This window comes from Moraxella haemolytica (assembly GCF_030177935.1).
GTDB lineage: Bacteria > Pseudomonadota > Gammaproteobacteria > Pseudomonadales > Moraxellaceae > Moraxella > Moraxella haemolytica.
In genome coordinates, this window is the sequence record NZ_CP089974.1 from 1,394,499 (window position 1) to 1,407,430 (window position 12,932).

Consider the following 12,932-nt stretch of genomic DNA (forward strand, 5'->3'; position numbering starts at 1 on the left):
CATGCGAGTGTATCTAAACCCCGCCACAGACCAGACCGCCGTCATCAACAGCGACAAGGCAGACAAAGACGGCAAAATCTGGGTAGAAATCAACAACGCCCTGCCAACCAAAATGAGCTATGACGAATTTATCACAAAATTTACCAGTATCGGAGAGTTAAAATCATGAAATTATTAACACCACAGGAAGCATTACAAGCCATCATTGATGGTAAGAAAGTTGAAATCAGAGGCGTTATTGACTCGCAGAACAGCGGTTGGAAACCTCTCAATGAACATGAAATCCATATCAGGGTACTAACCAATGGTTTGTTTATTTTCCGCTTAGCTAAAGAAATGATTACCATCAATGGTGTAAGTTTTCCGAAGCCTGATAGTGAGCCGTTAGAAATTGGTCAAGAATACTTTGTTTGCGATATCGTATCAAAAGGGTTTTATGACATCTTTGAGTGGGAGAATCGTAAGCTAGACCAAGACTTTCTAAAATACGGAATGATTCACTTAACCAAAGAAGACGCCATTGCACACGCAAAAGCACTGATTAAACTTAGCGGAGGAACTATTGATGAGTGACAAACCAAAAGATACCCTTGAACGCTTATGCGATGAGTTTCTCGAACGGGAAAAAAGTTACGCAGATGTAGAATGGGCAAAAGGTATCAGTGTAGGTACTAACTTGTTCAACAGAAAGGATAAGTTGCATATTAGAGTTATTGTTCAACGAGAGCCATTTGATGACTTGGAGGGGCAAATAAATGATTGACATTGCCATCGCTTTATATGTGATTTCTCTTTTATCCAATGCAGCTGAAATTGCAAAAACCATATTATTCATTTCGATGTGTGCTTTGATAGGTACACCGTTTGGTTTTTCGGCGTACCACAATATGCACCACTCAACACAGGAAACCATAAAACCATTGGTAGTCAAAGCAATCAAGATTTTTGTTGTTACTTGCTTTGCTCCGTCAGTGCTTGCAGTCGCACTCATTCCCAGCGAGCGAACAATGTACATGATTGCTGGGCTGTATGCCAGCGATAAAGTTATCAGTTCTGTCGCTGATTCAGAAATCGCAAAACAAGCAGAACGCACATTATTAGCCAAGCTACAAGAGCTTGAAAAAGAATACTTAAAGCAAGGAGAACAGCCATGACCCATGACAGCTTGCAATTTTTCGTTTGGGGGCTATTTTTCTGGCTGGTAGTACTAACCTACCAGTATTATAAAGTGCTCAATGACATTACAGCCATATATATCCACATTAAACACCTGCTAAGAAACCAGCAAACAAACCGAATTCACATCATCAAGGAAAAACTATGAAAAATCATCACAACCACCGCCCACCCCAAACCCCCAAGCGTGGGCAAATCTGGTCGCCAAAAGATGCCGCCCACCACGATGTCATCATTGCAGACACCGCCCCAGATCGTGTGTATCTGCAATATGTGGACAGCCCAGAATTCACCTTCACGATGGACAAATCGACATTTTTAAAATACTACACATTTCACCGTCATCATAGGCATATTCCACTACCAAACACCATCTACAATGAACCATTTTTTGCCTAATTTGCCGATTTCCGCCATCGCAATCATTCGCAATGGCGAAATCCCCCACAAAACAGGTCGTATATGCCGCGCCAAGCCCCTTATTTCGCCATGCTTTGCACCATCCGACCCATACCACCACCGCACCCATCTTGCCCTGCAATCAAAGCGAGAGATTAAAAAACCGCAGACGACGAGGGCAACCGCACGGCTCGCTGTCGGCAACAAAAAACAAAACCGCCAGCATGGGCGGTCTTGTGGTGGAAAGACGAGGATTATTGATTGAGGGTTTGGTCGTGGGCAAGTAGAGCAGCTTTGACGGCTTTGGCGACTGAGCCGTAACGCTCCACCAGTCTATCCAATGCGGCAAGAGCTTCGGCATCTTTTGGCATAAACTGCACGGTGGTGGAACGCAGAGCCTTGGCGTTGTAATTGGCTTTGGCTCGCTTGGTGTATTCGGTGTTGGCATAGTTTGACATGACAAACTCCTTATGGTAGTATAATCAGTAATGTAAGGGGTGGGCGGTGTTTCCAGCCGCCCTGCCGTAGGTTAAACCCTTAGGCACTTGGTATTAGTACGCTGGAGTACTAATCATTACCAAGACCACAACGATCAGAAGTTTTACCAGAACTTTCATCTCGTTTCTCCTTACAGGTTGTCGCTGGTTTTGCTTAACAGGTCAGCGAATTAACCTACAAGGCAAGGCTTACTCCCTTGCCTTGTTGTTTGTATTATATCCTAGCTAGGATATAAATCAAGTATTATTTTGGAAAATCCACTCATTTTGGGCGGATTTTTTTTATTGACAAAGCACAAGTGATACGGTATAAAAATTCTTTTTTTCAAGGATTTTTATGTTGCACATCACACAAGAAAATCAATCAGAACTCATCATCCATATTCAAAATCAACAGCCAATAGAAGTGCTGGATTTTACGCAGTCTATGGCAAGCTTTGCCTTAGAATACAATCATCACGCCAAGACAGATGATTTTAAGCTCTACATCAAAGAAGTAAAATCAGGCTCAATCATCGCCACACTCGTTGCCATTGCCCCAACCTTGCTACCCTTTGCTGAACACACGAACAGCATTATAGAATTTGCCACACACCTAAAAAATGCTTTTGAGCGTTTAAAGGGCAAGCCAAACAACGCCACGCTAGATGCGACCACACTAAACAATTTGTCAAAATTGGTTGAGCCAGTCGCAAAAGACAAGGGGGCAACGCTTAATATTCATACCGTCAATATCTATGGCGATGTTAAAGACAGCTTTAATGTCAGTAGCCTAGATGCCAACGCCATTCAAAACAATGCACGGCGTGAGCTAGAAAGCCTAAAAGAACCCATCGCCACCTACCAAAATAAAGTGGTCTTGTACTTTTCACAGGCTCGAGGCGATAACAAAAAGGGTGATAAGGGCATTATTGAGCTGATCAGCAAAAAAGAAGTTAAGGTCGCTTTTGGCAGTCAAGCAATCAAAAACCGTATGATTATTGATGTAGATTATAATATTTTTGATAGAGCCTATTTGGTCGATGTTAAGATGCAGACAGTCAATGACAAGCCTGTACTCTATACCATCACAGAGTTTTACGAAACCATTGAATTAGGGGATTGACAAATGACGAATAATGGGGTATGATATGGGGTAAGGTGTCGAAACCTTAATAAACAGCGGTAAAATCGCTCCCGACAGTCTAGCGGTTTTTTATTGCCCAAAATTTCCCCATTTTTTCGTTGCTAGAATTCCAGCAACGCTCAAAATATAACCGTTGGCGGAATTCCGCCATCGAAAACCGCTCCTAGAATTTCAGGAACGAAAAAGTTATGTTGGGGGTGGTGGCGAGATAAGGCGAGCAATCGCACGAATAAGCCCAGCCGACTGTTTACGGCTTTCGAACACCCCTAACGCCATATTTGGCAAATTTCGAAAAACTTAAACAGGAGTTCCTTATGAACGCACTTACCATTGCCAACTTTTCTATCCGCACTTCGGACAATCTGTATTCACTCAACGACCTACACCGTTCATCTGGCGGTGAAAAGCGTCATAAGCCGTCTAACTTTATGGCGAACCAACAAACCCAAGAACTTATCCATGCCATTGAAGAAGAAGGCTCTATTGCCTACCACACCATTCGTGGTGGCAACACCAAACAACAAGGTACATTTGTCTGCCGTGAGCTGGTCTATGCCTATGCGATGTGGATCTCTGCCAAGTTTCATCTGATGGTCATCCGTGCGTTTGACGCTCTAAACACAGGGGCGATTCCTTGTCTAGCCAAAACCACCACCGACGACCGCACCGCCCTACGCCAAGCCATTTCTGCCCTTGTCGGTAAAAAAGGCTTGGGGTATGATGAAGCCTATCGTATGGTGCATCAGTATATGGGCGTTGGTGGTATTGATGAGATTGCCCTTGATGACTTACCAAAGGCGGTAGAGTATGTGCATCGTCTGACGCTAAGTGGTAGCCATGACGACACACACGCTAGGAATAATGCCTTTTGGCGTACTGTGGGCATGATAGAATACGAGCGTCTGTGTGAAGACCTAGATGCCATCTCATCTGTCATCACCCGAGCAGGGCAAACGCTAGCCAATCTCAATCGTTCAAAAGCTCTGATTTATGATGCCTTGGCTGAACAGCGAATGGCTCATCATGGCAAATACGACCGCCAAGTCATCACCGATGAAGCCTATGCTTTCATTGGGCGTGCATATCAACGATAAGAAAGAATGGCAGACCTAAGCCCACTCTGCCAACTCATCGAACATATCTGGTGTGCTGTCATTACTGGGTGTGGGTGGTCGTCTGCCCTGCGGTAATTTGATGGCAGGGTCTGGGGTGGCAGATGGCGACAGCTCGCCATCGCATTCGCAGTTGTATGTGCCTGTCCAGCCACAGGATAGGTTTTGGCACTGCACCCAGAGGCGGCGTAGCAAAATGTGTTCGTTGCGACTGGTGCGAATGCGGATGGTTTTTTGTTTGCAATGTGGACAGATCCAAGACATGATTTAGCTCCTTATTTTTTTGTTAATTATACCACCGATGATTAAGAACTAAGGGGAAAAATGGCTATTTTTTGGCTTTGGCGCGAGCTTGTTTTTTCTGCTCTCGTGCTTTTCGCCCCTGTTTAGATTTTGGGTTTTTGGGCTTGGATTTTGGGTTTTTGGGCTTGGTTTTTCGACCGATAGTAATCGGTGGATTGGCTTCATCATGCTCAGCCAGCAGACGCTCGCATTCAATGCTACAGGTATAACCCCCATCATCTAGATGATGCACGACATTCGTCAGCGTCCAATCCATCGCATCAATACTATCTTTAATGCCAATCACCATCGCCGGCATCTGTGGCATGAGTAAGGGTTCTCCGTGTGCCAGCTTGTAGCTGAGTCGTGCGGTGTCTCGGCGTGCTCGCTTATAAACCGCCAACGCTGCATTGGTGGCACTCTTTTTGTCTCGATGCACATAGCGTATCTCATGCACGCTGTCATCTTCTGTGCCGACCAGCACCGGTACTTTGTCTTTTTTGGCGATATCATAAAAATGAGCTCGTACGCCTGATATGCTGTCTGCATTCTCAGTATATCTGTGGCGGTCGCCTAGTGTGCGTGTGATGACCATCGTAGGCAGTGGCTCGCCTGATACGCTCTCATGCACGCCAAGTGGCATCATCAGTAAAATGTCATCTTTGACCATTGCGGTGGCATCAAACTCTGTGGCAAGCCGTGTTAAAAGACTAATGTCTGATTCGTTTTGGTCAAGATGATAAATGTCTTTTTTGGCAAGGTCTGGGTGGATTTTGGCGGTCAAGTTATGTTCATGTGCGATTTTTTGGACGATTTTATCCAGCGTGGTTTTTGCAAAACTGCGTTCTTTTTTTTGTCTGATTGTCTCTTTTAGGTCAGCTGACATGGCTCGGATGCTTAGGGTGTCTGGTGTGCCTTGATGGGTGATTTCATTGACAATAAAAGAGCCTTTATAGACCATGGCTGTTGTATGCCAGCCCAAATAAAGCTCAATCAACGCCCCTTTTGGCGGAATGGCAAGTGTGCCGTCGTGATCAGATAGGCTAATTTCTAGCGTATCTGCCAAAAGCCCCCTGTTGTCTGTCAGCGTCAAGCTGATGAGCCGTGAATGAATGCCATCTGTCATACTTTGTCCATTCACTAATACAGACCAAAGCGGTTGTGGATAACTACGCTCTAGCATATCAGACATACGATCGCTTGCTAGTGTGGCAAAGTCTGCCCCCACTTGTAGAACGGTTTTTCCCTGCTGTTTGAGTGCATCAATGCGTAAGTTCGCTATCGGATTCATGCTGTTTTCCTTATCTAGATTTGACTTTGACCAATATCAAGCCCATAATCATCTGCCATACCAATCACCTTGCTGGTATCCACGCCATAAGTGGCAGCCGTCTGCAATGCTGCACCACCGACCGCACGCAGGGTGTTGTCCTTAAAGGTTTTTGGTGTGCTGATTTGTTTTAACTCGATGGTAAACTCCACTTTTCTTGCCGTGCCATTTTTGAAGAATATGCTGTGCGTCTCACTGATGGATTCAATCACATATTGACCCCACACCCGCCCATTGCCACAAATGAGTGGGTAGGCTTTGCCCTTGTCTGCCATTTCGGATAATTGAATCAGTGATTTTTGATTGCCAAATTCAGGGACGATAGAGCCTGATAGCGTCATATTGTTTTCGCCACGCCCCAAAAACTGATACGCTGGCAATGTACCGATACGGCTGTTCGATGCGTGTCGCCATTCGGTCTTTTGGACAAGCTGTTGATAAGCAGCGGTGCTGATACAAAATACGAACATACCAATAATCATCATCATAATTTCATCTCCTAATTGCGGTTAATCGGTTAATCTGGCACGGTGCTTGGCGGCTTTGGCTTGCTCGTACCGCTCTAGCTCATCTCGCACCTGTCTGGCTAAGGCGTGAGTATCCATGCCAGATGTTGCTTGGATATTGATTGTAATGTTGCTTGTGCTGGTATGCGATACGCCCGCTGATGATGTGCCAGCCCCCATGGTAACTGCATTGGCAGATTTGATGGGTGTCACATGAGCAGGCTTTGGCATCTGAGCGTTATTGCGACTCATGAGCTTAGGCAGATGGTCTAATGCCATACCAACCAGAGGATTTGCGCTCAATTTTGGTGCAACCATACGCACCAAATCGCCAGTGGCATTGTCCGAGCCGAGCGACTTACCCACGGTTTGCACCATTTTGATGGCAGGATTGGCGGTGTTTGGACTACCAAGATAATCCATTACTGTCCCATAGGTCTTTTTGAGTGTCGCAAATCGGCGTTCAATCCCCACTGTCATGCCGTCCATGATATGACCACCGATTGTACGCATGACACGACTTGGACTGTGAATGTCCATGCTTTTTCGTGAAAAGTTTGGCATGTATGAATTGACTTTCTGCCATAAGCCTTTTAGTCGCTCAAATCCTGCCTTAATACCAGCAATCAGACCATCAATGATGTTCGACCCAATGTTACGCATTGACTCGACCAAGCCTGATAGAAAATCCATGGCGGTATGAAATGCCGACTTGAAGGCGTCTAAAATCGCATTGTTACGGAAAATATCAACCAAGCCATTCCAAGCACTCTTGGCGGTCGTCTGAATATCGCCCCAAAGCGTACTAAAAAAGGTGCTGATGCTATCCCAGTTGGCAATAATCATGCGTGGTATGCCAATGATGGGGATGATAAAATTTAAAATAGGATTTTGGGTAAAGATATCGTCAATCGTACTAACAATACTCTTAAATACATTGACCGCACCAGCGACCGCTCCTACAACCTTATCCCAATTGGCATAGATGAGATAAGCCGCCACCGCAATCGCTGCCATGATGGCGATGATGGGGTTGGTCAGCATGAGTCTGCCTAGTGTCAAAAACGCCTTGCCCACCCCAAAAATGGCGGTTTTGGCAAAGCCAAGCACCCCTGACAAAGGCTTTAAAATACTGGCAAATTTAGCAAAAATTGTCCCTAGTGTTACCGCACCCCCAGATAAATTCGCCAAAAATAGATTCAGCGAAAAAAATGGCATAAGAACCAAACTTGCCGTCCCTGCTAACAGTGCCAATGCCCCCAAAAGTGCTACCGCTACCGCTGCCGCCTTTGCTAAACCTTCAAAGATATTTGGGTGAGTGCTTGCCAATTCGCTTATCTTATCCATCACGGTTGAGACACGATCTGCAAGGTCCGCCAAGATTGGCAACAAATGCTTGCCAAAATCCTTGCCGAAGTTTTGCATCTTCACCTTAGCCTGTTCAATCCTAAAAGCCGTCGTTGAGACAGCAGAATCATATTCGGTATCAACCGAGCCACCGACTTTATTGTTATCTTTTAGGTCGGATGCATAACTTTGAAATTTGGTAGGATTGTTCATCATCTGTGCTAGCACAGGCAAGGCTTCATCGCCACTGATCATACCGGCATATGCCAAACGCTGCTCTTTAGGCAGTCTGCCAAGCATCTCAAGATATTTTTTGATGGCTTTTTCTGGATCTTTGAGCATATCTACCGCCATTTTTTCGGCAGTCGTCCCCAAAGCCAACCAAGCCTTTTTTTGAGATTTGGTTGCAGAATCTCCTTTGGCGAGTGATTTGATGATATTTTTTAGACCTGTACTGGCAGATGATGGGTCGATGCCGGACAATGACGCTCCCATTGCTGCGATCAGCTCGCCAGAGACACCAGCAGCAGCACCGACCGAACCAACTCTTTGTACCACTTCTAGGATATGGGCGGCGTTGTTGGTTGAGTTGTTGCCTAGATAGTTGATTTGGTCGGCTAGATGCTCCACATCATTCTGCGACAGCGTAAGCGTAGAACGCAGCTCCGCAAGAGATTGCCCCACATCCCCTGCTGCCATATCCCACGCCACCGAAATTTTGGAGGCAGATTCAGCAAACTGCATCAGCTCATTTTTGGCAATACCACCTTGAGCACCACCTGCAACAATGGCAGCAACATCAGAAAAACGCTTACCCAGACGATTTGACATCTGAGTCATCTGTGCTTCAAACTGATGATATTCTTGGGTAACCTTGCCATCAATCTTCAGCCCATCAACCACTTTGGCGACATCTGCCATAGATTGTTCAACATCAATGGCAAGTTTGGTGGGTATCGCCAATGCAATACCTGTTTTAGCAGCCCAACCAAAGGTGGTTGCCGATGCGTTTTTTAGTCCATTAGAAAGATTTTTGGCTTTGTCATACCGCTGTTCGGCTTTTTCTAGCCTTTTTTGTTTAGATATTTGGTTTTCAAGTGCTAAAGATACCTGATTAACATTGCGTTTCATGATTTTTTGCACATCAGCAAAACTTTTTCCTTGATACCCTGCTTGATTTAACTCTTGACGATAGGCTAAAAGTTTACTTTTACCTTGACTGACAGCATTTTCTAATTTTTTGGTTTCTGATTCGGCTTTTTTTAGCTCTTGTGCCAACTGCTTGCCACCGCCTTTGGACAGCTGTTGTTGCAAGGCGGCTACTTTTTTGCGGTGGTTGTCTAAGGCTTGGCTGTTTTGTTCAAAATCCGCCTTAAGCTTGATGAATGTGTCATTCTTAAGCTGAAACTTACTAAGCTGTGTCAGCTTCTTTTGAGTATCGTTGAGTTGACTTGTCAGCTTTTTGGCAGATGTATTGATTTTCTTCACAGCAGATGAAAGCTGGTCATTGCCTTTAAAATTGATATTTAAAAATAATACACTCATTACAATCCTTGACTTTCACTCAAACAATGGTAAGATAAAATAAACTTAGGGGGCTTACGATGACCGATAGACTTGACAAACTTCTCAAAAAACAACTACACCCAGAAGAAATCGCCCGCCAAAAACAAATGGAAGACACGCTAAAGCTGATTGCCAAAGCGGATAAATGCTTACAAGATGGGTGGAAAAAACGCCAATTGTGGGCTGAACAAAGTGCTAAGCGTGCCAAAAAACGCTCAACATTTAGCCTGCTTAAAGTTTTGGGTATTTCTGCCATTGTTTACACCCTGTTTTTTTAACCCCTTACCACAAAACCCCGCCGATTGGCGGGGTTTTTTAAGATACCTGATGACGCTCTACCGCCAGAATATTCCAGCTCATCAGCTCATCAAGCGTAAAGTCTGCACAATCTGACAGCGTCCAGCCAAAGACCACCGCCAGATTGGCAATCACCTCTTCTACTCGCTTGGGGTAGCCGTGTTCTCGTCCGCCAAAAAACCCAAAACCTCACCGACCAACTCCATAAAATCGCTGATTTCCATGCGTTCAAGGGCAGGCTGTGGAATGCTTGGCGTGGTAACACGGGGGATAAGTTTTAATAGCTCTTCAGCCTCAAAATTAAACAGCTTGGTAAGGCTGATGCCTTTTAGATGGCTGACGAATGGCTTGGTAATGGTGATATCAGTGATGGTGTTGTCACCAAGTTTAACGCCATGGGCTAGGGTGATTTGTTTGGTATTCATGATTAATCCTTATTTTTTGGTGAAAAGTGAATTCAATTTAAGCACCGATATTTTTGCGGTGCGCTGCTAGCATATCTTTACCATTGACTTTCTCGATCATATTTGGGATATCAATCTCAATAACGACCTTGCCATCAATGGTGAGCTTGTAGTAGCTCCAGATAGTCTTAATGGCAACCTCGGTGTCTTCGCCTGATTGGGCTGAGCCTAGGTTAATCTCCTCATGGCGACCACGCACCACAATCTCCACAGCGGTGGTTTCGCCTGTGTCGTCTTGCTGATAAGACCCTGCAAAACGCAATGGCACGCCAGATACAGTCGGCGAGCCGAATTGTTCCAATACAATCTTATCAATACCGCCTAGCTTCCATTCAAATTCTGTCATGTCATCGGATAGACCCAAATCCACCTTGACCGAGCCGTTCATACCACCGCCACGCCAGTCTTCAAGTTTTCTCCCAAGTTTTGGCAAGGTTACTTCGCCCGTCTGACCAAGATAGCTGTTGCCATCATTAAAAAGATTCATCAGTTTTAATTTTTTGGGTAATGCCATTTTTTATCTCCTTTTTTACGCATTCACACGAGCGGCAAACTCAGCCAGATAGCTGTCAGTGATACGCTGACGCAAAGTCAAATTCTCCAGCGGTGGCACTGGCGTATAGTCATAATCAATACGCAGATGACCGTCTTTGAGCGTATCTTTGCCGTTTAGTTCTGGGTCATACCAGCATGAGCCGTCAATGATGTAGCCTTGTGCTTTTAAGTCACGGAATTTGGCGTTAATGCCTTCGATAATATCTCGGATAAGACTTGGGTGTAGTGGCTTATCCACTGCCCACATATGAGCTTCGGTAATGGTGTCGGCAAGCACTTGGGCCGTGCGAGTGTAATTTTCAAAGGCAAATAGCGGATCGCCCGAACAAGTGCGAGAACCCCAAAATCTAAAACCGTCTCGCTGAATCAGTGTGGTTACCTCGTTTTCGTTGAGATATCCTGCATCTGTCGCTGATGATTGCAACTGAAAATAGACATCTTTTGAAATGCCAGTTACGCCATTGACAGGCACATTAGATAGGGTCTTATGCCAACCAACCTCTTGATCAAGTTTGGCTCTTAGTCCCAACGCATAAGCCACCGCAGGAGCAGGCACATTGGTATTCTTGGTGGTGTCCCACGCCAGAAAGCTTGGCCAAATCACCATCATCTCACGACTACCGTGCGTGTCTCGGTAGGCTTTGGCCTCTTCTTTGGTGTTGGCACCATGTGCCGATACATAAGCAAATGCTCTAAGCTGCTGGGCAATCGCACCTAGTGCCGTTGCTACCGCTGGCGTATCTAAATCAGGAACACCTAAAATGCGTGGCTTGATGCCCAATTTTGCTTCAGCGGTCAACAACGCTTTCATGCCTGTGTAAACGCCGTTTTCGGTCGTGCCGACAATCGCAGATGTCTGAGCGGACTCGTCTTCATGATAGGGCACACGCACCACGACTGTCATCGCATTGGTTTGGTCGGCGATGGCTTGTAGAGACTTAGCAAGCGTCCCTTCTTTTCCAGCCTTGCCAATGGCGGACTGGATATTGGTAATCAACACCGGAGTATTTTCTGGGAAAAATTGGGCGTCTGCATCTGATGCTGTGCCAATCAGTCCGATAACCGCAGTAGATACGGTTCTGATTGGGCGTGTGCCTTCGTTAATCTCAAGCACTTTGACGCCATGGTGGTAATCGGTCATATAGACTCCTTGGTGGTCAAAATCAAAACATCTCTAGCATACCCACAAGCACAGCAAAAATCGCTCTGCTTGTGTTGTAAAACCGCAATCTACAACACCAAAAATGCCAATCTCTTCATGACGATTGGTAATATAAAACCAACTTTAATGGGGAATTCAATCCATGCACGATATCATAAGACGACTTGAGAATCTGATCCGACTTGGCACTGTCGCCAGTGTGGACCACACCGATGCACGCTGTACTGTCGATTGTGCAGGCATCATTACCGCCCCACTACCATGGATCACCGCCCGAGCTGGCACAGATAGAACTTGGGATGCTCCCACAGTGGGTGAGCAGGTGCTTATCTTCGCCCCTAGTGGTGAGATGATGCAAGCGGTTGTACTGACAGGCATTTATCATGATAAGCACCCTGCCCCAAGCAACCAACCAAACATTAAAACACGGCATTTTGAAGACGGTTGTACCATCACTTATGACACCAAAACGCACGCACTAGATGTGATTTTGCCCAATGGTGGCACAGCCGTCATTACCGCCAATGGTGGCGTAACCATCAACGCCAATGGTGGTGCAACCATCAACGCTTCTGGCGGTGCAACCATCAATGGCAACACAAAAATCAATGGCAACCTGACCATCTCTGGTAGTCTGGCTGGTGGCACAGCAGGCGGTGGCGGTGCAACCATCAACGGTGCAGTAACAGCGACAGGCGATGTCATTGCTGGCAATATCAGCCTACAAAACCACAAACACCGTGAACAAGGAGATGGTGCGATGACATCAGGAGCGATGCCATGATCAGCAAAGATAACGGTAAAGTCATCAGCTACATCAATCAAATTCGCCAATCCATCGGCGATATATTGACCACGCCCATTGGTAGCCGTGTCATGCGTCGTGAATATGGCTCACTGTTGCCAGAACTCATTGATCGTCCGATTGATGATGTGTTGATTTTGCAGTGCTATTCGGCGATTTATAGTGCGATTTTAAGGTGGGAAAACCGTGTCATCATTGAGTCCATCAGTATCGGTCAAATCGACCAAGGCGTACTAGAAGTACAACTATACGCACACTTCAACGAGCTTGGTGGCGATGGTGTGCTAGATGTCAGCCTAAGATTCTAA

General features: G+C 45.7%; 20 protein-coding genes. 11 read left to right on the forward strand and 9 right to left on the reverse strand.

All coding sequences use genetic code 11. The features are described 5' to 3' along the window. The first annotated feature begins 1 nt into the window (after position 1). The 6 genes from LU276_RS06605 to LU276_RS06630 all read left to right on the forward strand — a co-directional run bounded on the left by LU276_RS06605 (position 2) and on the right by LU276_RS06630 (position 1,862). Entirely contained in the window at positions 2-169 is a 168-nt protein-coding gene (locus tag LU276_RS06605; protein ID WP_284673073.1) for a hypothetical protein, read from the forward strand. Then, a complete protein-coding gene (locus tag LU276_RS06610; RefSeq protein WP_284673074.1) occupies positions 166-573 on the forward strand; it encodes a hypothetical protein in 408 nt (135 codons plus the stop codon). Before LU276_RS06605 ends, LU276_RS06610 begins: the two co-directional genes overlap by 4 nt. After that, positions 566-763 (forward strand): hypothetical protein, encoded by a 198-nt coding sequence (locus LU276_RS06615; protein WP_284673075.1) that lies wholly within the window; start codon positions 566-568, stop codon positions 761-763. Before LU276_RS06610 ends, LU276_RS06615 begins: the two co-directional genes overlap by 8 nt. After that, the gene (locus tag LU276_RS06620) at positions 756-1,154 is read left to right on the forward strand and encodes a hypothetical protein (RefSeq protein ID WP_284673076.1); all 399 of its coding nucleotides are present in this window, start codon (positions 756-758) and stop codon (positions 1,152-1,154) included. Before LU276_RS06615 ends, LU276_RS06620 begins: the two co-directional genes overlap by 8 nt. A 166-nt stretch (positions 1,155-1,320) precedes the next feature. Beyond that, on the forward strand, positions 1,321-1,575 hold the full coding sequence (locus tag LU276_RS06625; protein ID WP_284673077.1) for a hypothetical protein: 255 nt from the start codon (positions 1,321-1,323) through the stop codon (positions 1,573-1,575). A gap of 32 nt (positions 1,576-1,607) precedes the next feature. Then, complete coding sequence (locus LU276_RS06630; protein WP_284673078.1) at positions 1,608-1,862, forward strand: hypothetical protein; 255 nt, start codon at positions 1,608-1,610, stop codon at positions 1,860-1,862. Here the strand turns inward: LU276_RS06630 and LU276_RS06635 are convergent. After that, positions 1,830-2,033 (reverse strand): hypothetical protein, encoded by a 204-nt coding sequence (locus tag LU276_RS06635; protein ID WP_277807907.1) that lies wholly within the window; start codon positions 2,031-2,033, stop codon positions 1,830-1,832. The genes LU276_RS06630 and LU276_RS06635 overlap by 33 nt on opposite strands. A gap of 376 nt (positions 2,034-2,409) precedes the next feature. On the opposite strand from LU276_RS06635, the gene LU276_RS06640 reads away from it, so the two are divergent. Continuing rightward, positions 2,410-3,177: a hypothetical protein gene (locus LU276_RS06640; protein ID WP_284673079.1), complete on the forward strand. Its 768-nt coding sequence runs from the start codon at positions 2,410-2,412 to the stop codon at positions 3,175-3,177. A gap of 335 nt (positions 3,178-3,512) precedes the next feature. Next, positions 3,513-4,292 carry a KilA-N domain-containing protein gene (locus LU276_RS06645; protein ID WP_284673080.1) on the forward strand — a complete coding sequence of 260 codons (780 nt, stop codon included), beginning with the start codon at positions 3,513-3,515 and terminating at the stop codon, positions 4,290-4,292. A 15-nt stretch (positions 4,293-4,307) separates the two neighbouring features. Here the strand turns inward: LU276_RS06645 and LU276_RS06650 are convergent, their stop codons facing one another. The 4 genes from LU276_RS06650 to LU276_RS06665 form a co-directional block, all read right to left on the reverse strand. Next, positions 4,308-4,574: an ogr/Delta-like zinc finger family protein gene (locus LU276_RS06650; RefSeq protein WP_284673081.1), complete on the reverse strand. Its 267-nt coding sequence runs from the start codon at positions 4,572-4,574 to the stop codon at positions 4,308-4,310. A 64-nt stretch (positions 4,575-4,638) separates the two neighbouring features. Continuing rightward, entirely contained in the window at positions 4,639-5,883 is a 1,245-nt protein-coding gene (locus LU276_RS06655) for a contractile injection system protein, VgrG/Pvc8 family (protein ID WP_284673082.1), read from the reverse strand. Between the two features lie 14 nt (positions 5,884-5,897). Next, the gene (locus tag LU276_RS06660) at positions 5,898-6,410 is read right to left on the reverse strand and encodes a phage tail protein (RefSeq protein ID WP_284673083.1); all 513 of its coding nucleotides are present in this window, start codon (positions 6,408-6,410) and stop codon (positions 5,898-5,900) included. 21 nt (positions 6,411-6,431) lie between these two features. Continuing rightward, positions 6,432-9,320, reverse strand: coding sequence for a phage tail tape measure protein (locus LU276_RS06665; RefSeq protein ID WP_284673084.1), 2,889 nt, complete (start codon positions 9,318-9,320; stop codon positions 6,432-6,434). A 59-nt stretch (positions 9,321-9,379) separates the two neighbouring features. Here LU276_RS06665 and LU276_RS06670 point away from each other — a divergent pair, with 59 nt between their 5' ends. Further along, positions 9,380-9,619 (forward strand): hypothetical protein, encoded by a 240-nt coding sequence (locus LU276_RS06670; protein ID WP_284673085.1) that lies wholly within the window; start codon positions 9,380-9,382, stop codon positions 9,617-9,619. A 37-nt stretch (positions 9,620-9,656) separates the two neighbouring features. Here the strand turns inward: LU276_RS06670 and LU276_RS06675 are convergent, their stop codons facing one another. The 4 genes from LU276_RS06675 to LU276_RS06690 are packed head-to-tail and all read right to left on the reverse strand — an operon-like array spanning position 9,657 to position 11,798. Beyond that, positions 9,657-9,773 carry a GpE family phage tail protein gene (locus LU276_RS06675; RefSeq protein WP_284673086.1) on the reverse strand — a complete coding sequence of 39 codons (117 nt, stop codon included), beginning with the start codon at positions 9,771-9,773 and terminating at the stop codon, positions 9,657-9,659. Between the two features lie 5 nt (positions 9,774-9,778). After that, positions 9,779-10,063 carry a phage tail assembly protein gene (locus LU276_RS06680; RefSeq protein ID WP_284673087.1) on the reverse strand — a complete coding sequence of 95 codons (285 nt, stop codon included), beginning with the start codon at positions 10,061-10,063 and terminating at the stop codon, positions 9,779-9,781. 37 nt (positions 10,064-10,100) lie between these two features. After that, on the reverse strand, positions 10,101-10,616 hold the full coding sequence (locus LU276_RS06685; RefSeq protein ID WP_284673088.1) for a phage major tail tube protein: 516 nt from the start codon (positions 10,614-10,616) through the stop codon (positions 10,101-10,103). A gap of 15 nt (positions 10,617-10,631) precedes the next feature. After that, positions 10,632-11,798, reverse strand: coding sequence for a phage tail sheath protein (locus tag LU276_RS06690; RefSeq protein WP_284673089.1), 1,167 nt, complete (start codon positions 11,796-11,798; stop codon positions 10,632-10,634). Between the two features lie 163 nt (positions 11,799-11,961). On the opposite strand from LU276_RS06690, the gene LU276_RS06695 reads away from it, so the two are divergent. Together LU276_RS06695 and LU276_RS06700 are read left to right on the forward strand one after the other, a co-directional pair. After that, on the forward strand, positions 11,962-12,603 hold the full coding sequence (locus tag LU276_RS06695; protein ID WP_284673090.1) for a phage baseplate assembly protein V: 642 nt from the start codon (positions 11,962-11,964) through the stop codon (positions 12,601-12,603). Next, positions 12,600-12,932, forward strand: coding sequence for a GPW/gp25 family protein (locus LU276_RS06700; protein ID WP_284673091.1), 333 nt, complete (start codon positions 12,600-12,602; stop codon positions 12,930-12,932). Before LU276_RS06695 ends, LU276_RS06700 begins: the two co-directional genes overlap by 4 nt.